At 54.0% G+C, this 18,783-nt stretch carries 13 protein-coding genes; 10 read left to right on the top strand and 3 right to left on the bottom strand.

What is annotated here, in order from left to right:
- The first annotated feature begins 35 nt into the window (after nucleotides 1-35).
- From OSH04_RS00065 to OSH04_RS00050, 4 genes are all read left to right on the top strand, one after another.
- Nucleotides 36-803 (top strand): AraC family transcriptional regulator, encoded by a 768-nt coding sequence (locus tag OSH04_RS00065; protein WP_035273725.1) that lies wholly within the window; start codon nucleotides 36-38, stop codon nucleotides 801-803.
- An 83-nt stretch (nucleotides 804-886) separates the two neighbouring features.
- Entirely contained in the window at nucleotides 887-2,203 is a 1,317-nt protein-coding gene (locus OSH04_RS00060; RefSeq protein WP_266107694.1) for a M20 metallopeptidase family protein, read from the top strand.
- Between the two features lie 330 nt (nucleotides 2,204-2,533).
- On the top strand, nucleotides 2,534-3,859 hold the full coding sequence (locus OSH04_RS00055; RefSeq protein ID WP_266107693.1) for a M20 metallopeptidase family protein: 1,326 nt from the start codon (nucleotides 2,534-2,536) through the stop codon (nucleotides 3,857-3,859).
- Between the two features lie 52 nt (nucleotides 3,860-3,911).
- Nucleotides 3,912-5,018 (top strand): methyltransferase, encoded by a 1,107-nt coding sequence (locus OSH04_RS00050; RefSeq protein WP_266107692.1) that lies wholly within the window; start codon nucleotides 3,912-3,914, stop codon nucleotides 5,016-5,018.
- A 72-nt stretch (nucleotides 5,019-5,090) separates the two neighbouring features.
- Here the strand turns inward: OSH04_RS00050 and OSH04_RS00045 are convergent, their stop codons facing one another.
- The 3 genes from OSH04_RS00045 to OSH04_RS00035 form a co-directional block, all read right to left on the bottom strand.
- Entirely contained in the window at nucleotides 5,091-5,540 is a 450-nt protein-coding gene (locus tag OSH04_RS00045) for an Hsp20/alpha crystallin family protein (protein ID WP_035273170.1), read from the bottom strand.
- Between the two features lie 191 nt (nucleotides 5,541-5,731).
- A complete protein-coding gene (locus OSH04_RS00040; protein WP_060185047.1) occupies nucleotides 5,732-7,264 on the bottom strand; it encodes a nucleobase:cation symporter-2 family protein in 1,533 nt (510 codons plus the stop codon).
- A 55-nt stretch (nucleotides 7,265-7,319) separates the two neighbouring features.
- Nucleotides 7,320-8,696, bottom strand: coding sequence for an 8-oxoguanine deaminase (locus OSH04_RS00035; RefSeq protein ID WP_266107691.1), 1,377 nt, complete (start codon nucleotides 8,694-8,696; stop codon nucleotides 7,320-7,322).
- Between the two features lie 453 nt (nucleotides 8,697-9,149).
- Here OSH04_RS00035 and fmdA point away from each other — a divergent pair, with 453 nt between their 5' ends.
- From fmdA to OSH04_RS00005, 6 genes are all read left to right on the top strand, one after another.
- Complete coding sequence (fmdA, locus tag OSH04_RS00030; RefSeq protein WP_021446607.1) at nucleotides 9,150-10,349, top strand: formamidase; 1,200 nt, start codon at nucleotides 9,150-9,152, stop codon at nucleotides 10,347-10,349.
- A 57-nt stretch (nucleotides 10,350-10,406) separates the two neighbouring features.
- Nucleotides 10,407-10,694: an FmdB family zinc ribbon protein gene (locus OSH04_RS00025; protein WP_009453884.1), complete on the top strand. Its 288-nt coding sequence runs from the start codon at nucleotides 10,407-10,409 to the stop codon at nucleotides 10,692-10,694.
- A 241-nt stretch (nucleotides 10,695-10,935) separates the two neighbouring features.
- Nucleotides 10,936-13,182: a TonB-dependent siderophore receptor gene (locus OSH04_RS00020; RefSeq protein WP_277614408.1), complete on the top strand. Its 2,247-nt coding sequence runs from the start codon at nucleotides 10,936-10,938 to the stop codon at nucleotides 13,180-13,182.
- A gap of 208 nt (nucleotides 13,183-13,390) precedes the next feature.
- Nucleotides 13,391-14,149, top strand: a complete 759-nt coding sequence (gene dsrO / locus OSH04_RS00015; RefSeq protein ID WP_035273177.1) for a sulfate reduction electron transfer complex DsrMKJOP subunit DsrO — start codon at nucleotides 13,391-13,393, stop codon at nucleotides 14,147-14,149.
- Between the two features lie 9 nt (nucleotides 14,150-14,158).
- Complete coding sequence (nrfD, locus tag OSH04_RS00010) at nucleotides 14,159-15,190, top strand: NrfD/PsrC family molybdoenzyme membrane anchor subunit (protein ID WP_203144647.1); 1,032 nt, start codon at nucleotides 14,159-14,161, stop codon at nucleotides 15,188-15,190.
- A 37-nt stretch (nucleotides 15,191-15,227) separates the two neighbouring features.
- Nucleotides 15,228-18,353, top strand: a complete 3,126-nt coding sequence (locus OSH04_RS00005; protein WP_266107690.1) for a tetrathionate reductase subunit A — start codon at nucleotides 15,228-15,230, stop codon at nucleotides 18,351-18,353.
- Nucleotides 18,354-18,783: the final 430 nt, after the last annotated feature.

The raw sequence follows: 18,783 nt of genomic DNA, 5'->3' as shown, positions 1-18,783 counted from the left end.
GTATTCTGATAAAAAACCCATGAAATCGGACAATCATGCCTTTTTTAGATGCTAATGATCCTTTTCCGGATCTGACGGGACGTCATGCCCTGGGTATTGCGGCGCAACTGGCGCAACACGATTCCGGTCTGCACCAACATCCTTGGGGGCAGATTTTGTACACCCGTAGTGGCTGCATCAGCGTAACGCTGGATCAGCAACTGTGCTTGCTGCCACCGGGGCGTTTGATCTGGATTCCAGCCTTGCTTCCACATCAGGCCCGCATGAGCGAACAGGTGGAGTACCGCTCTGTCTATCTGGACCCGGAGCATTACCCGGGCCTGCCCGAACAGGTGCAGATTCTGGCAGCGAATGATCTGTTGACAGCCGTGCTGGACCGCATAGCCAAGGCGGATCTGGATGAGGATTGGGACCGGCCTCCCGGCCTGCATATGATGCAACTTTTATTGAATGAGCTGCACCGTGCGCCGGATCAAGCCCTGTTTTTGCCCTTGCCGCAAGATACGCGCTTAAAGCGCATACCTATCGATACTTTGCCGCCCGCCTTGCATGTGCTGGCGGAATATCTGGGGGCAGGAGAAAAGACGATCAGCCGCTTGTTCAAGCGTGACACTGGCATGAGTTATCAGCAGTGGCGACAGCAATGGCGGCTGCTCAAATCCATTGAGCAGTTGTCTACGGGTGATGCCGTGACCAAGATTGCGTTTGATCTTGGGTTTGCCAGCGACAGTGCTTTTATAGCTTTCTTCAAGGATCAGATGGGAGAGACGCCAGGCCACTACGCCAGACAGCCGGTTACATAAGGCAGGATAAACACTACTTTGGATACTGATTGTTTAGGCACTATGATCGGCCCTCTACGACTACAAAAAGAGAGAGGAGCACAATGACATTTTCATTTCGCCTGAGTCTGCTTGCGGCCAGTTGTTTGATGGCTGGCACCGCCATGGCTCAAGCCAGTTCGGGACTTGTAGATCAAGCCTTGAGCAAAGCGGATGCCCTTGAACAGCAAGTCATCGAATGGCGCCGCCATATTCACCAGAATCCGGAGTTGTCCTATCAGGAACACAACACAGCGGCCTATATCAAGGCTGCTCTGGAGACCATGCCCGGTTATGAAATTCAAACCGGCATTGCTCAAACCGGGATCAAGGCCGTTTTGAAAGGCGGCAAGCCGGGCCCGGTTGTCGCCTTGCGGGCAGATATGGATGCCCTGCCTGTGCTGGAACGGAATGACTTGCCTTTCAAGTCCACCGCCAAGGGGCAATGGCAAGGTAAAGAGGTGCCTGTATCCCATGCTTGCGGCCATGACACCCATGTCGCCATGTTGCTGGGAGCGGCAAAAGTCTTTTCCGATATGCGTGACCAGTTGCCGGGCACAGTGGTCCTGTTGTTCCAGCCTGCCGAGGAGCAAGGCCCTGGTACGCCGCTTAGCGGCGCCAACGCCATGATGAAAGAAGGAGTGCTGGACAAGCCCAAGGTGGATGTGATCATGGGTCAACATATTGGTCCGGCTTTCCCGGCAGGTAGCATAGGCTATCGTCAGGGCAGCATTATGGCCAGTGGTGATGTGTTTACCATTACGCTGGACGGTAAAGGCGGTCATGGCTCTTCTCCCTGGAGTGCTAGTTCCCCCGTAGTCGCCGCGGCGGAAACCGTAACAGCCTTGAATAACATCATCGCTCAGCGCACCAACCCTCTGGATGGGACGACTGTCGTCACTGTGGGGTCCTTGCAAAGCGGCAATCGCCCTAACGTGCTGCCTGAAAGTGCTCATATTTCCGGCACGGTCCGCTCCTTGTCCAAGATGAACCAGGCCACGGCCCATGATTTGATCAAGCTTTATGCGCAGAACATTGCCAATAGCCATGGTTTGAAATCCACGGTGAAAATCGATACAGGCTATGAAGTTCTGATCAGCGATCCTGCGGTGACTCAGCTTGTCAGCCCTGCCCTGAATCAGGCTACTGATGGTGTAGGTGCCAAGGAAGTGCCGCCAGGCATGGGTTCGGAAGACTTTGGGGCCTTCTCCAAGAACGTTCCGCTGGTGTTCTGGCGCTTGAATGCCTCGCCTTATGCGGACAAGCCTGGCGCTCCCAACCATTCACCCGAGTTCATGATTGACGAGAAAGCACTGCGTATCGGTACGCGTGCCTTGGTGGCCAGCTCGCTGACCTACATGATCGACAACAAGAAACCTTGATGCCTTTTGGGGCTTGAGATGGGCATGCCTTGCCCATCCTGCTCCGATACGTTGCCCAAAAAAACCGGCTCACTGTTGCAGTGGCCGGTTTTTTCTTGCTGGAGCATAGCGAACTCATTCTTGAAATCTGAACACGATTTCATTTTTTTTTGATTGTTAATGAATTCTTTTTTGGAATAAATCCATTTTTCGGGATTCTTATTTTAAATTAGATGGTTAATCATTAAAAATAAAATTTATTTATTTTCCTGTTTTATTTTTCCTTGAAATTAAATTTTTTATAGAGGTGCTATTATCGGCAGACCTTTAACCATGAAAGGAAGAAGTCTTATGACGCATCCATTTCGCTTAGGTTTGCTTGCTGTCAGTTGTTTCGTTTCAGGTCTTGCCATCGCTCAGCCCACTACCCCTACTCTGATTGATCAGGCTTTGCAGAAAGCAGATTTGCTGGAGCCGCAGATCATCAGCTGGCGCCGCCATCTTCACCAGAATCCCGAGTTGTCCTTTCAGGAACACAACACGGCCGCCTACATCAAGGCAGCACTGGACACCATGCCTGGCTATGTCATTCAGACCGGAGTGGGTCAGACAGCAGGCATCAAGGCCGTATTGACGGGTGGGCAGCCCGGTCCGGTCGTCGCCTTGCGGGCGGATATGGATGCCTTGCCAGTCGAAGAAATCAACGATCTACCCTTCAAATCCACTGCCAGAGGGTCATGGCAAGGCCAGGATGTTCCCATTTCTCATGCCTGCGGTCACGATACTCACATGGCCATGCTATTGGGGGCTGCCCAGGTGTTGTCCGACATACGTGCCGATTTACCCGGCACGATTGTCCTGATCTTTCAACCCGCCGAGGAAGGCAATCCGACACCTGGAGGGCCCACAGGTGCGCGCGTCATGATGGATGCAGGTGTCATGGAGTCGCCCAAGGTGGATGTGATCATGGCCCAGCATATTGGCGCCGGTTTTCCCTCCAAGGAGATTGGCTACCGCGAAGGAGTCATGCTGGCTAGCGGCGATGGTTTCAATATCTCTTTGCAAGGTGAAGGGGGACATGGTTCCGCTCCTTGGAGAGCCACCTCGCCTTTGACGGCTGCAGCCGAAATTGTGGTTTCTTTAAATAACATCATTGCGCAGCGTACCAATCCGGGTACCGGTACAACCGTTGTTTCTGTAGGCAAGCTGCAAAGCGGCTTTAAAGGCAATGTCTTGCCAGATACCGCGGTTCTTGAAGGTACTATCCGCTCCTACTCACCCAGCAACCAGCTTATCGCCAAGGATCTGGTCAAGCGCTATGCCGAGAACATTGCGGCCAACCACGATGTCAGCGCGACAGTGAAGATCAACAGCGGGTATCCCATTACCATCAGTGATCCTGCTACGACGGCGATGCTGTTACCTGCTTTCGAGCTAGCCGCTGACGGTGCCGGAGTACGCGAAACATCTCCAGCTATGGCGTCTGAGGATGTAGGTGTTTTTGCCAAAGACATCCCTCTGGTTTTTTGGCGTCTTAACGCTACGCCGTATGCCGATAAACCTGGAGCGGCAAATCATTCGCCCGAATTCCTGATTGACGAGAATTCATTGAGAATTGGAACCCGTGCATTATTGGCAAGCTCTTTAACTTATATGATTCAAAGCAACAATCCTTAAGTTTCCCTTAGATTCATCTTTCAGAATGCATTCATAGTAAACATTCATTCTGATGAATGACTTTCGTTTCTTAATTGGCCGGTTCACTGTTGCAGTAACCGGTATTTTTTTAAAAGGGATGAGGATGGCAAATTTTTCTTATGCAAACACCCAAGAGCAAGAGCCAAAACAAGATAGTTCCATTGCGTTACTGGGTTTGATTATGGCTTTTTCTGTTTCTGCTGCCTTGCGGGCTGCTGCGCAATTGAATGTAGCGGATCACTTGCAAAGTGGCCGACTTACCATAGAGGAGTTGGCCCGTTTGACGCGGACAAAAGCCTCCCATCTGCAACGCATTATGCGGGTGTTATGTGCCTACCGTGTTTTCTATGAGCACCCGGCCAATACGTACCAGTTAGCGGAGCTAGGACAACACTTGTGTTCTGATGCCTCAGCTCGTTTGAAAGGCGCCACCTTGATGTTGACGGATCCCGCTCTGCTTTATGGTGCAAGTGATCTGGCACGAGCGGCTGCGGGTACGCCAATTTTCCGCGAACGGTTTGGCCATGGATTCTTTGAACATTGGGAGGATCCGGCTATCCACCCCATTTTCCACCAAGGTATTTCAGAAAAATCGATGTCTTCTAATCGTTTATTAGTAGAAAAAATCGATATCCCGCCGGGGGCAACGGTGGTAGATGTAGGCGGTGGTATTGGGCGCTTGTTGTTGATGACTTTGCAGCGGCATCCCAGTACTTATGGGGTTCTATATGACCAGGAGCAGGTTCTGGAAAATGCCGTGTTGCCTGATTTGAATCAGCCGGATCGTTGGGAGCTGGTAGCAGGAGATTTTTTCGAGTCCTGCCCTACCGGAGACGTGTATTTATTGCAGAACGTTCTCCATGATTGGAGTGATGAGCAATGCGTCAAAATTTTACGCAACTGCACACAAGCGATGTCTGAAAATGGCCGTATTTTGATCTTTGAGGCCGTGATCAAGCCAGATAACAAGCCTCATGGTGGCAAGCTGCTGGATTTAGTTGTAATGGGCGTATTGGAAGAAAGCCGGGAGCGCACCCAGGAAGAGTTTGAGTCCTTGTTTGAACAGGCGGGCTTACGGCTGCAACAGCAGATTGACTGTGGTGGGCTATGTGCCATTCTGGATGTACGTCACCAATAAACAAGGGCCTGGCACCCTCTTTAAGCAGCAAAACCGCGCCTATCTGGCGCGGTTTTGCTTTACCGGTCTGCTTTAACGGATTTCCAGCTTCTTGGCCCCCGCCCCACTCTTTTTCTTGGGCAGAATCAACTCCAGAACGCCGTTTTCACATTTTGCGCTCGCCTGGGCTTCATCAATGTCCTGAGCCAGGCTGAAACGACGTGTCTGCACCCCGTAATAGCGTTCACTGCGCAAGACCGTATCGCCGTCCTTTTCTTCCTGAGTCCGACGGCTTTCCACTCGGATAGAAACCACATTGCCTTCAACGCTGACATGCACGTCTTCCTTGTTGATACCTGGCACTTCCGCGCTGACTTGATAGGCCTCTTCGCTCTCGCTGACATCCAGACGAATGGCGGGCGGTGTATTTCCGGCCAGGGAGCCGACAACAGGAACGCGTCGGAAGATGTCTTCAATATCTCGCCACGTGTCCAGGCCCGCCAGATCACCAAAGGGATTAAAACGTGTCAAATTATTTGCCATGCTTGATCTCCATTTTTCCTTTGCTGAGCCCTGCTGCAATGGAAGGCGTGGGCTCGGTCGCCTACATAAGAGGAGATGAGGCTAGTTCCCGATATTTCAAGTGCTTAGCTAAAAAAAACCGCCTTGCTCCCTAAAGAGACAAGGCGGCCAAAGGTACGATCTTATGTTCTTTTAGCAGTGTTTCTACTTGTTCAGGTACTGCTTAAACTCGGTTTCGTGTGCAGCACAGGGGACTGTTCCGGTGCGGGGTGCTCATCAGCAATAATCGGGATCTCCTTGCCGTCCTTGTCCATGACCTTGCCGTTTTCAACATAGTCCCCTTCGTTCAGATTGGCCACGTCCGAGACCCGCAGATAGCGGCCTCCACCCGCAGCAAACACAGAGGGCTGATCCGGATTGCCCAAGGTGAAATGGTTGAACAGCAGGTTCAGCACAATCGCCACCAGGGCAGCCGAGCTGATGCCGGAGTGGAAAATCGTCGCAAACCAGGTTGGGAAGTGCTCGTAGAACTTGGGAGCCACGATAGGAATCATGCCGGCGCCGATAGCGGTGGCGACGATGATCAGGTTCATATTGTTTTCGTAGTTCACCTTGGCCAGCGTACGGATACCGCTGGCCGCGACGGTGCCAAACAGGACCATACCCGCGCCACCCAGTACCGCGGGTGGGACAGCGGCAACCAGACGGCCCATGATGGGCAGCAAGCCCAGTGCGATCAGAATCAGGCCACCAAAGGCTACGACGTAACGGCTTTTCACGCCGGTGACCGCCACCAGACCGACGTTCTGGGCAAAGGCACTTTGTGTGAAAGAGCCAAATACAGGGGCGATCAGGCTGGAGAGCATATCGGCACGCAGGCCATCACCCAGACGACGAGCATCCACTTTGGTTTCGATAATGTCGCCCACGGCCAGAATGTCGGCCGAAGTTTCAACCAGCGTCACGATGATCACAATGAACATGGAGATAATCGCGGCAGTCTGGAAAGTGGGCATGCCAAAGTGGAACAGGCTGGGCAAGGCAAAGACCTCGCCTTCGCTGACGGCAGAGAAATCTGCATGGCCCATGGCGACGGCAATGACGGTGCCGATAATAATAGCCAGCAAGATAGACAGGCGGGAGATCGTGGCGCTGCCCAGCTTGCTGAGCAAGAGCACGATCAGCAAGGTCATGGCGGCCAGGGAAATATTACCTACGCTGCCAAAGTCCGGTGCGGAAGGATTACCGCCCATGGCCCAGAATGCGGCCACTGGCATCAAGGTCAGACCAATAGTCGTAATCACGCAGCCCGTGACTAAAGGCGGGAAGAACCGGATCACCCGTGAAAAGACCGGCGTAATCAGCAGCCCAAGCAGGGACGCGACAATGACTGCGCCGAATACCGCTGGCAAACCGCCGCCCGTACCCAAAATGGCGATCATGGTGGCTACGCCAGAAAATGATACCCCTTGAACCAGCGGCAGACGGCAGCCAAAAAACGGCACGCCCAGCGTTTGCAGCAAGGTCGCCAGGCCGCCCATGAACAAGCAGGCGGTAATCAGCAAGCCGGTTTCATTGGCAGGCAGGCCAGCGGCCTCGCCAATGATCAGGGGTACGGCAATAATGCCGCCATACATGGTCAATACGTGTTGAAAACCGTAGGCAAGATTCGCGCCCAGGCCCAGATTCTCGTCTTCGGGGCGCTGCGCAGTCGCTGCATCCGTCGCCCTAGTAGGTGTTGTCATTGTTTGTCTCCGAAAATAAATAGGCAGGGCTCTAGAGGCCCTGTCACTACCGAACTCAAGCTGTCGCTACGGTATCCAGCACCTTGTCGCGCAAACGACGCGCAGCGGCTTGATGGCGTTGCATCAGGTCTTGCAAGTCAATGCCGCAGGGTTGGCCGTCAATCACGCGCCACTGGCCGGCGACCATCACGCGGTCGGCCCGGTCTGCGCCGCAGAGCAGCAAGGCCGCCAAGGGGTTCTCAGCGCCGGAAAAGCGCAATGCATCCAGGGTGAACAAGGCCAGATCGGCCTGCTGCCCGACGTTCAGGCCACCAATATCCTCGCGACCCAAACAACGGGCCGAGCCTTGAGTCGCCCAACGGATAACGGCTTGATGGGTAACCTGGCCCGGCTCGTAGCGCAGCCGGCCCAGCAAGAGTGCCTGTCGCATCTCTTGAGCCAGATTGGAGTGATCATTGGAGGCCGAGCCATCTACGGCCAGCCCCACGGGTGCACCAGCGGCTTCCAGCTCGATGGTGCGGCACAGGCCGCTGCCCAAGACCATATTGGACGAGGGACAATGGGCAATACCTGTGCCTGCCCGGCCCAGACGCTGGATTTCTTCGTCGTTGAAGTGAATGCCGTGTGCCAGCCAGGTGCGATTGCTTAACCAGCCCTGCTGATCCAGATAGTCCAGTGGACGCATACCAAAGAGGCGCTCGCAGTAGGCAGTTTCGTCGTCTGTTTCAGCCAGATGCGTATGCAGGCGTACGTCCTCGCGTTCAGCCAGCTTGGCGCTTTCGCTCATCAACTCGCGGCTGACAGAGAAAGGCGAACACGGAGCCAGGGCCAGCGTGATCATCGCCCCATCCTCGCGTTGGTGATATTGACGAATCAGGCGCAGGCTGTCGTCCAGAATGGTTTGCTCGTCCTGTACGACGTTTTGCGGGGGCAAGCCTCCCTGATCCCGCCCCACACTCATGGAACCACGGGTCAATGCGGCGCGTACACCCAGGCGTTGAGCGGTTTCAGCCTGGCAATCAATGGCATGTTGCAAGGCGCCCGAAAACACATAGTGGTGATCGGCCACCGTCGTACAGCCCGACTGCAACAGTTCCACCATGGCCAGCTCGCTGGCCACCTGCATTTGTTCGTCGTCCAGCCCGGCCCACACGTCATACAAGGTGGTCAGCCAGGGGAACAAGGGTTTGTTCAGCGCTGGGGTATAGGCCCGTGTCAGGGTTTGGTAAAAGTGATGATGCGTATTCACCAAACCGGGCAGCAAAACGTGCCGGGAGGCATCCCAGGTTTGGTCGTAAGCCTGCTTGGGCTGCTGACCGGCGGCCACTTTTTCGATAATGCGGCTATCTTGCACCAGTACGCCACCGGCAGCTTGTGCATCTGAACAGGCCAGTGGATTGCGAATCCACAGGATCGGGGAACGGCTAGTCATTATTGTGTCTCCTGCGTTTTATTGCTTTTTATTGTTGTCAGTTCGACTAGCCGACCTATATACCTGCTGTGATAAGGGTTATTTGGAGCCTAGCCTTAGCTGTACCCTTTTTCGCTCTAAGCCTTGAGTCCTGCTAGGCCATTCAGGAACTCTTATGCCTTCTATAAGGTTTGTCGTATAGAGAGCAGCCCGTTTTTTTACGGTATTCCGGGACATAAAAAATTTGCTCAAAATCAGGATTTATCCTCTGGACAAAAACCTGGGACTATTGTCCTTTAATCACTTAAAGCCTAAATCATTGACTCGCTTAGGAATTTATTTATTGGCATAAAAAAACATATAAATCCGCATATCCACACATTTTGACCGTGCCTGTTCAGTCGTGTTAATTGTGTCGCCAAGCGCATTAAAAGCGCCGTTGTGCTGACCTCGCACACATTATTCGGAGAACACATGCAGCATATAAAAATCAAACCCGGCGCACCCCTGGCCGAACAAGCTGAAATCGGGCACAACCGATGGCACCCTGATATTCCAGACCTGACCAGCGTGAAGCCTGGCGAGGAAATGATTCTGGAATGCATGGACTTTCTGGACGCCCAGATCAAGAACACGGACAGCGCCAACGACGTACGCGACGTTGACCTGACCCGCGCCCACCCATTGACTGGCCCCATCCACGTAGAGGGCGCTGAGCCAGGCGATATTCTGGTGGTGGATCTGCTGGATATTCGCGCCATTACTCCTGTCGGTTTCTCCGGCATTTTTGCCAAGGAAAATGGCGGTGGCTTTTTGGCCGAGCATTTTCCCGAAGCCGACAAGGCCATCTGGGACCTGCATGGTGTTTACGCCACCTCGCGTCACATCCCTGGCGTACGCATTGCGGCCATGATGCACCCCGGCCTGATCGGCACCCTGCCCTCGCACGAACTGCTGCGCGAGTGGAACCGCCGTGAAGCCCTGCTGGTGCCCAAGGGCCACGCCAATCCGCCTGATGCCAAAACCGCTGTATTGCGCGGCGTTAAAGGGGCCGAGTTTGACCGCATGGCGGCTGAAGCTGCCCGTACCGTGCCTCCACGTGAGCATGGCGGCAACCTGGACATCAAGAACCTGACCATTGGCTCGCGGATTTACTTCCCCGTCTATGTGAAGGGTGCTGGCCTGTCCATGGGCGACTTGCACTTCTCCCAGGGCGATGGCGAAATCTCCTTCTGTGGTGCTATTGAAATGGACGGCGCAGCCCACCTTGGCTTTGATCTGATCAAAGGTGGCATGGCCAAATACAATCTGACCGCGCCTATCTATGTTCCAGGTCGTCATGATCCCAAGTACGATCAGTGGATGCACTTCACGGGCATCAGCGTGGAAGAAGGCGTCAACTACTACCTGGATTCTACGGTTGCATACCGTCAGGCCTGTTTGGCGGCGATTGATTACATCAGCCGCACAACAGACCTGTCGCGTGCGCAGGCCTACATGCTGCTGACAGCGGCGCCGGTTGAAGGCCGTTACGGCGGCGTGGTGGATCTGCCCAACAGCTCTGCTTCCCTGGCATTGCCTACCGGTATTTTTGATACCGATATCCTGCCTAAAGGTGCCTTGAATGACGCGGCCCGTTTTGGCCGTCCGGGCACACGCTGTAACTTGACCTGATCAGTCTCTGGCCCTGGCTTCGTCTCGGAGTCAGGGCTTGCTTTACTCGGATTTGCCATGCCTTTGTACGACTATCTTTGTAATCATTGCCTGCAACGCAGCAGCCATTTGCGCAGCATTGCCACCCGCAACGATCCCCAGACCTGCCCTGCTTGTGAAAAAGGCAGCCTCTTGCTGCAACTGAGCGCGCCACGACGCCTGTTCAGCAAAGCCAGCCCCACGCGCGGTCTGACTCCTCAACAAGCTTTGGCGGGCAATAATGTGACCGGGCCCGGCACTCGTTCCAGCACCCGGAATTCTGTCATCCATACCTGTATGGGCCCTGGCTGCAGCGTTTGCGCCTAAATACAATCAGCCCCTTTGCAGCGCAAGCTGTCAGCCTTGACAGGCCGCAGCTTTAACGTCGGCGGACGTAGTTCTGGCTGAATTTGCCCAGACGGATGTGTTGGTTTTACGAGATTCACGCTCGGTAACATGAAACATTCTGTTTATAATCAAGAATCAATCTCATTATTACTGGGTGTTCATTATGTCGGTGTCCTCGTCTCTCGCCGCTAAGCGCCAGGTGCCTAGCGGCGTATCTTTTATGCCTTTAAGCAGTCTGGCAGTGGCTTTATTGTTGGCCTTTCCCTATCAGACGCAAGCGCAAGAGGTCGAGGAGCTGGACCGCATCGTGGTCAAGGCCGAGCAGGAGCTCAAGCAGACCTTGGGCTCTTCCATCATTACCGCCGAAGACATCCAGAAGTCCCCTCCCGCCAACGATATCTCCGAAGTTCTGCGCACCATGCCGGGCGTGAACCTGACGGGTAACTCGGCCAGCGGCCAGCGCGGTAATAATCGCCAGATCGATATTCGCGGCATGGGCCCGGAAAACACCATGATTCTGATTGACGGCAAACCCGTCAGTTCACGTTCTGCTGTGCGTTTCGGCTGGCGTGGCGAACGTGATTCGCGTGGGGATACCAACTGGGTACCTGCCGAGCAGATCGAACGCGTGGAAGTGCTGCGCGGCCCGGCGGCCGCTCGCTACGGCAACGGGGCTGCGGGCGGTGTGGTCAACATCATCACCAAGCCTACGACAGACAAATTCCAGGGCACCTACTCCTTGTATGGCAACTTGCCCGAACATAGCGATGAAGGCGCCACGCGACGCATGAGCTTTGGCTTGAGCGGCCCGATCAGCGAATCTTTGTCCTTCCGTTTGTACGGAAACCTGAACAAGACGGATTCGGACGATCCGGAGATCAATAAAGGACACCAGACCGAGCGTGGTGGTGCCAATGCGAACAGCTTGCCTGCTGGACGTGAAGGCGTACGTAACAAGGACATCAATGGCTTGCTGTCCTGGCGTCCTGATAGCCGCCAAACGGTGGATCTGGAGGCTTCCTATAGCCGCCAAGGCAATATTTACACGGGTGATACCCAGAATACGAATACCAATGACGAGGTCAAACGTCAGCTGGGCGACGAGACCAACAAGATGTATCGCCAAAGCTACTCGCTGACGCATCGTGGCGACTGGAATGATAAGACGAATACACTGAGTTATTTCCAATACGAAAAGACGCGTAACTACCGTATTTTGGAAGGTCTGGCTGGTGGCACAGAAGGCGCTTTCAATGATCCTCTGCGCGTGAAAGATGGTGGTTTTGGGACTATTGACCTGACCACGATGACGGCGCATACCGAATTGAGCCATCAGTTCAAAACAGGAAGTATCGAGCAGTACGCCACATTTGGTCTGGAGTGGGTCGGGCAGGAATTGAACGATAAATCTTCTGATTTGGCCGCACGCAATCCAGAAAAGGTTCCGAGCAGCCCTAGAAGTTATAAACCCAAGGCACGTGCGAATATTTATTCGGTTTTTGTCGAGGACAATATTTATGCCACAGACAAGACAACTGTGACCCCAGGGCTGCGGTTTGACTACCACGATATACATGGTAGTAATTGGAGCCCTTCCTTGAACTTGTCACATGCCGTGACCGATAACTGGCTATTCAAAGCAGGTATCGCACGAGCCTACAAGGCACCCAACTTGTATCAAAGTAACGATGGCTACACTTTGTATAGCGCAGGCAATGGGTGTTGGGGAAATACAGGTGCGCCTAATGTTGTAGAGGCTGGGTGTTTTCTCCAGGGTAATTCGAACCTGAAAGCAGAAACCAGTCTTAATAAAGAGCTTGGTGTTGAGTATGTGGGTGATGATGGCTTGGGAGCTAGCCTGACTTACTTCCACAACGATTACCGCAACAAAGTGGAAGCGGGGCGTTTTGCACAGTCCAGTTTCTGGGATATGAACAGGGATCAATTGGTCCTGCAATGGGAAAACATTCCCAAAGCCGTGGTATCCGGTCTGGAAGGTAACCTGACATTGCCATTAGCCGAGAACTGGCTGTGGTCCACCAACTTTACCTACATGATCGAGTCCAAAAACAAGACCACAGGTGAAGCGCTATCGACCATTCCCAAGTACACCATCAACACAACGCTGGACTGGAACGTGAACGCCGATTGGTCTTTACGCGCCAAAGCAACCTTCTATGGCGAGCAAAAACCGCCTAAATATGATTTCTACGGTCAGCCTCTGACAGGTTCTGCTACCGACAAGGTCTCCCCTTACGCCTTGTTTGGCTTGAGCACGCAGTACAAGATCAACAAGCATTTCCGCATCAATGCAGGGGTTGATAACCTCTTTGACAAACGCCTGTTCCGTCGCGGTAATGCGATCGGTGTGAACCTGACTAACGCCAACTATATTTACGGCGCCGGAGCTCGGACGTTCAACCAACCCGGTCGCACTTTCTTCCTGGGCTTAAGCGGAACGTTCTAAGCGGTTTTATCCACAACTCAGGTATATAACGCCCCTCCCTTTCCTGGAGGGGCTTTTTTTGTGCCTGAAAAATACAGCCGAGCGTCAACATTTCAACCTTTAAATGTTCTTTTTGACCTTCATCAAGACCGGAACTTTGTATTCTTCATATGCTTATAACTACAAATAATGTAAATGGGTTCAACCCAAGCATAGAAAAGGAAAACACATGATTCCAAGCGCCGAGCCCAAAAAGGGCAAGCGACGTTTTCTTAAGGAATTGCTGGGCCTTAGTGCCGGGGCTACGATTATTCCTATTCAGCCTGTTCAAGCTGCCATGAACAGCCAGCCTCCACGACGTAGCGGTGGGAAAGATGGGGCCCGCTACGGCATGGTGGTTGATCTAAGAAAATGTATCGGTTGCCAGGCCTGTACGGTCAGTTGTTCTATTGAAAATGCACCGCCTATCGGGCAGTTCCGTACCACGGTTCTGCAATACGAGGTGCTCGATGAACAGCAGCAGGCGGCCATGCTGAGCCTGCCACGCCTCTGTAACCACTGCGACAACCCGCCCTGTGTGCCGGTCTGTCCTGTGCAGGCGACGTTCCAGCGCGAAGACGGGGTGGTGCTGGTCGACAACGAACGATGTGTCGGCTGTGCCTACTGTGTTCAAGCCTGTCCTTACGATGCCCGTTTCATTAACCATGAAACCCAGACCGCCGATAAATGCACCTTCTGTGAGCACCGCCTGGAAGTGGGTCTGCTGCCCGCCTGCGTGGAAAGCTGCGTGGGTGGCGCACGCGTCATTGGCGATATGAACGATGAAACCAGCACGATTTCCCAGTTGCTCAAAGAGCACAAAGAGGAAATCCGCGTACTCAAACCCGGCATGAATACCAACCCGCATGTGTTCTACATCGGTTTGCCGGACGAGTTCGTCGATGGTGTGGATGGTCAGGCCAGTGTGCGTCTGACCAATCAGTTCTAAGGGGCCGCTATGTCTATTATCGAAATTCTGACCCCCGCCTATGAAGTTGCCTGGTTACCTTGGGCGGTCCAATATTTTTTCCTGGTCGGTATGGCTGCCACCAGCACCGTCTGGGTATGGCGTTGCGCCTGGTCCAGCGACAGCGCTTTGCGTCGTCTGGAGCCTGCGCTGATGATTGTGCTTCTGTGCAGCAGCATTGCCGCTCCCGTGTCCTTGCTGGCTGACTTGCACCAACCCGGCCGTTTCTGGCATTTTTATGCCCACTTCACTCCTTGGTCCTGGATGTCGCTGGGTGCTGTGCTGCTGCCCCTGTTCGTCGGCCTGTCCATGGCTAACGTGCTGGCCTGGTGGTTGAACAAACGTGTCCTGTGGCGCTGGTTGAGCCTGGCTTTACTGGTTTCGGCCTTGTCGATTCTGGTTTACAGCGGTTTTGAAGTCATGGTGCTGCGTTCACGCCCCTTGTGGAATACCGCGTTCTTGCCCATCAACTTCGCGTTGACAGCTGCTTTGGCCAGTCTGGGCGCTATTTTGCTGGTTGCTCGCTTCTTGCCCGGTGGTGTGGCCAATCTGCCGCTGGAGTACGTACGCCGCTGGTCTTTGGGGGTGGTTCTGACCTTGATCGTCGTGGCCCTGTTCTGGGTCGGCTCCGGTCTGATGGGTTACAGCCATTCTTTCGGTTCGGCCTGGGAACTGTTCCAGAGTTACCCCGTATGGCGTTTGGGCTTCCTGGGTTCTTCCGCGTTTGGCTTGCTGTTGCTGTATATGCTCAGCCGTCCAATCGGCACCCTGCAAGGCAATCTTTATAGCTTGTTCTGTGCGGCTTTCATGCTCGGCTCGGCCTGGGTGTTTCGCTGGATTATTTTCATGGCGGTACAGGGTGTGCCCAAATACGGCGCCGGTTTGTACCTCTACACCATGCCCTTAGGCAGCGATGGTCTGCTGGGGATGCTGGGTGTGCTGGGCTTGTGTATTGCCTTGCTCGCCGCCAGCACCACCCTGCTCTCTCTGTTCCCGGCCCGCCGTTCGTCTTTGACGGCTTAGGCCCTACAGACTCACTAGCTTTCAGGTACTTATCGTCATGAGCAAGAAAAAAGAAACCCCTAACCTGTCGCGTCGACAGGTATTGACCCGCGGCGGTGCTGCTGTGGGTGGTCTGGCTGCCTTTGCGGCTGGTTACAGCGACACGGTAGTCAAGGCGGTCCAAGGTCTGGGCCAAGGTACAGCCGGTGTGCCAACCGCACACGCAACCCGTGGCAACTCCTTGCAGGCTGAATTCCGTATTGATCCGATCACGGGTCTGCTGGATACGCAGCCCGGCCAGATTGTGAGCCCGTCCAGTTGCCTGGGCTGCTGGACGCAGTGTGGTGTGCGCGTACGTATTGATACGGAGAACAACAAGATTCTGCGTATCGCCGGTAATCCTTACCATCCTTTGGCAACCACGCAGTCTGCTCCCATGGAACAGCCCGTACGCGAGGTTTACGCCATGCTGGGTGGTGAGAATGGCTTGGAAGGCCGTGCCAGCGCCTGTGCTCGCGGTGCCTCCATGCTGGAACAGCACAGCAGCCCTTACCGGGTTCTGTCGCCGTTGAAACGCGTCGGCCCCCGTGGGTCAGGCCAATGGGAGCGCATCAGTTTTGAACAATTGATTGAAGAGGTCTGCGAAGGCGGCGATCTGTTCAAAGAAGGTCATGTCGATGGTTTGCGTGCGATTTGGGATCACGAAACCCTGATTGACCCGCAAAACCCCGAGTTCGGTCCATTGGCCAACCAGTTGTTGTTCACGGATGCCGCGAACGAAGGCCGTACGCCACTGGTCAAACGCTTTGCCGAGCAGGCTTTTGGCACGATCAACGTCAGCAACCACGGTTCTTACTGTGGTCAAAGCTTCCGTGTCGGTACAGGCGCTGCCATGGGTGACATCAAAGGTATGCCTCATGGCAAACCTGACTGGAAAAACGCCCGTTTTGGCCTGTTTATTGGTGCAGCACCGGCTCAATCCGGTAATCCCTTCCAGCGTCAAGGCCGTGAGCTGGCAGAAGCCCGTTCACGTCCTGAAAACACCTTCAAGTACGTGGTTGTTTCCCCGATCTTGCCAACGTCGTCCAGCCTGGCCTCGGGTAGTGGCAACCGCTGGCAGCCTGTTCTGCCCGGCACTGACTTGTCCCTGGTCATGGGCATGTTACGCTGGATTCTGGAACAAGAGCGTTTTGATGCAGAACACTTGTCCCTGCCCCATGCGCCTGCGGAGCAGGACGAAAATACCGCTTCCTGGACGAACGCCAGCCATTTGTTGATTGCGGATCCTGAGCATCCAGGTTTTGGCCGCTATTTGCGCGGTACAGACCTTGGTTGGGAGGTGGCTGAAGGCACTGAATCGCCCTTTATCGTTCAGGACGAACAAGGCGAGCTGCGCGCCCATACCGATCTGGATCGCGCGACGTTATTTGTCGACCGTACCGTTGAGCTGGAAGGCAAGGATGTACGTGTCTGTACTGCGCTGAACATGCTGCGCGAGCGCAGTCAGGAAAAATCCATTGCCGAATACGCCAAGGGCTGCGGCATGGACGAAGAAACCCTGATCGAACTGGCCCGTGAATTTACCAGCTACGGTCGCCAAGCCGTGGCTGACGCACACGGCGGCACCATGAACGGTTCCGGTTTCTACACGGCTTACGCGATTGCCATGTTGAATACCTTGGTGGGTAACCTGAACCTGAAAGGCGGTTTGGTGCTGGATGCGGGCCCATTTGGTCCTTTTGGCCCCGGCCCACGCTACAACTTTGCTCAATTCCCCGGAAAAGTGGCGGCTAAAGGCGTGTCTTTGTCGCGACATCGCTTCGCTTACGAAAAATCCAGCGAATTCAAGCGCCGCCAAGCGAATGGGGAAGCGTTGTACCCCGCTCCTGCTCCTTGGTACCCCGCTGTAGGTGCCTTGAGCAGTGAAATGATTGCATCAGGCCTGAATGGCTATCCATACACCAGCAAAGTGTGGATCAACCACATGAGCAACCCGGTCTATGCGATTGCTGGCTTTAAAAATGCCTTGCTGCACAAACTGAAAGACCCTGCGGTTCTGCCCTTGTCGATTTCGGTTAATCCCTTTATCAACGAAACCAATGCCTACGCAGACTACATCGTGCCAGACACGGTGACTTACGAAAGCTGGGGTGTTTCGGCACCTTGGGCTGACGTGATCGCCAAGTCCTCGACCTTGCGCTGGCCTGTGGTAGAGCCACGAGTGGATCGCACGGCTGACGGTCAACCTATCAACCTGGAAAGTTTCCTGTTTGCAGTAGCTTTGCGTTTGGGATTGCCAGGTTTTGGTAAAGGCGTTCTGAAAGACAAGGCAGGCAATGCCCACGACTTGCTGCGCGCCGAGGATTTCTATCTGCGGGGCATGGCCAATATTGCCTTTGGTGCTGGCCGCCCGGTTGGCGACGCATCCGACGACGATATGCGCATCACCGGTGTGGATCGTCTCTTCCCTGACCTTCAAGCGCGTTTGCATCCTGAAGAGCAGCGCAAAGTGGCGATGTTGTTGACACGCGGTGGCCGATTCGACCGAATCGAAAACGCCTGGAAAGGAAATCAGCTGAAAAATCGCTACAGCAATGCTTTGCAGATCTGGAATGAAGACCTGTCCAAAATGCGTCACACCATGACGGGTGAACGTCTTAGCGGTTGCCCTACTTGGTACCCCACTCGTTTGGCTGACGGCAGCCCAATGCGCAAGCATTTCTCGGAACAAGAGTGGCCATTGCTGATGAGCTCCTACAAATCCAATTTGATGAGCTCCATGTCCATCGGGATGTCCCGCCTGCGCCAGGTCCACCCGCACAATCCGATTTCCTTGAATCTGGATGATGCGAAGAACATGGGCATCCGTAACGGCGATCGTATTCGTGTCAGCACACCAGGTGGTGCGGTTGAAGGTGTTGCTTTGGTGCGTGGCGGTATTATGCGCGGGGCCATTGCAATCGAACACGGTTTTGGGCATACCGAACTGGGTGCGCGTTCGCACCAGATTGATGGTGAGGCCATGCCTCACTTGAACGATCTGGCTGCAGGTGTGAACCTGAACGAATTGGGTTTTGCTGATCCAACCCGTGGCAATGGCCAGGACAACGTCTGGATTGACTGGGTTTCTGGCGCGGCCGTGCGCCAAGGCCTGCCAGCCAAGGTAGAAAAGTTGTCGGCTTAAAAGCGCCCCCTCTTTCAAGAGGTTTTTGAAAGATAAGAACGCCGATTGTCCTTTGGATGATCGGCGTTTTTCTTTGCTTGCTTATGGTTGTATGGAGGCTTGTTTGTTCAAAGCTCCGATTTTGTTTTGAAGCAAGCCCTTGGTGTGAATGCGTGGGAACAAGAGTATGAGAACAGGAATGCTCCCTATCGCTGTGCTTCCCTCTGATGTCGCATCAATAAGCAAGCCGATGGTAAGTAAATTCGCCCTCTTCTTGTTGAAGACCTTCTTTTCAATGATAAAAACTCTTTTCCGTTAATTGCATTTTATTATTTTCAAGTCGATCTGGTCACTAGCTGGCTGGGTATGGGGTATGGGGTATGGGGTATGGGAAATGCAGAAATACGCTAAACTTGCACAATCTTCGCGGGTATCTGCTCCAGACTTCCCC

It is taken from the genome of Alcaligenes nematophilus, assembly GCF_026344155.1.
In the GTDB taxonomy this organism is placed as follows: Bacteria; Pseudomonadota; Gammaproteobacteria; order Burkholderiales; family Burkholderiaceae_B; genus Alcaligenes; species Alcaligenes phenolicus.
This window is presented reverse-complemented; position numbering and strand designations above follow the sequence as displayed.

What these genes read in the sequence shown, in the direction of transcription:
- OSH04_RS00065 (WP_035273725.1), top strand. Translation starts at nt 36, where the DNA reads ATGCCTTTTTTAGATGCTAATGATCCTTTTCCGGATCTGACGGGACGT.
- OSH04_RS00060 (WP_266107694.1), top strand. Translation starts at nt 887, where the DNA reads ATGACATTTTCATTTCGCCTGAGTCTGCTTGCGGCCAGTTGTTTGATG.
- OSH04_RS00055 (WP_266107693.1), top strand. Translation starts at nt 2,534, where the DNA reads ATGACGCATCCATTTCGCTTAGGTTTGCTTGCTGTCAGTTGTTTCGTT.
- OSH04_RS00050 (WP_266107692.1), top strand. Translation starts at nt 3,912, where the DNA reads ATGAATGACTTTCGTTTCTTAATTGGCCGGTTCACTGTTGCAGTAACC.
- OSH04_RS00045 (WP_035273170.1), bottom strand. Translation starts at nt 5,540, where the DNA reads ATGGCAAATAATTTGACACGTTTTAATCCCTTTGGTGATCTGGCGGGC.
- OSH04_RS00040 (WP_060185047.1), bottom strand. Translation starts at nt 7,264, where the DNA reads ATGACAACACCTACTAGGGCGACGGATGCAGCGACTGCGCAGCGCCCC.
- OSH04_RS00035 (WP_266107691.1), bottom strand. Translation starts at nt 8,696, where the DNA reads ATGACTAGCCGTTCCCCGATCCTGTGGATTCGCAATCCACTGGCCTGT.
- fmdA (WP_021446607.1), top strand. Translation starts at nt 9,150, where the DNA reads ATGCAGCATATAAAAATCAAACCCGGCGCACCCCTGGCCGAACAAGCT.
- OSH04_RS00025 (WP_009453884.1), top strand. Translation starts at nt 10,407, where the DNA reads ATGCCTTTGTACGACTATCTTTGTAATCATTGCCTGCAACGCAGCAGC.
- OSH04_RS00020 (WP_277614408.1), top strand. Translation starts at nt 10,936, where the DNA reads ATGCCTTTAAGCAGTCTGGCAGTGGCTTTATTGTTGGCCTTTCCCTAT.
- dsrO (WP_035273177.1), top strand. Translation starts at nt 13,391, where the DNA reads ATGATTCCAAGCGCCGAGCCCAAAAAGGGCAAGCGACGTTTTCTTAAG.
- nrfD (WP_203144647.1), top strand. Translation starts at nt 14,159, where the DNA reads ATGTCTATTATCGAAATTCTGACCCCCGCCTATGAAGTTGCCTGGTTA.
- OSH04_RS00005 (WP_266107690.1), top strand. Translation starts at nt 15,228, where the DNA reads ATGAGCAAGAAAAAAGAAACCCCTAACCTGTCGCGTCGACAGGTATTG.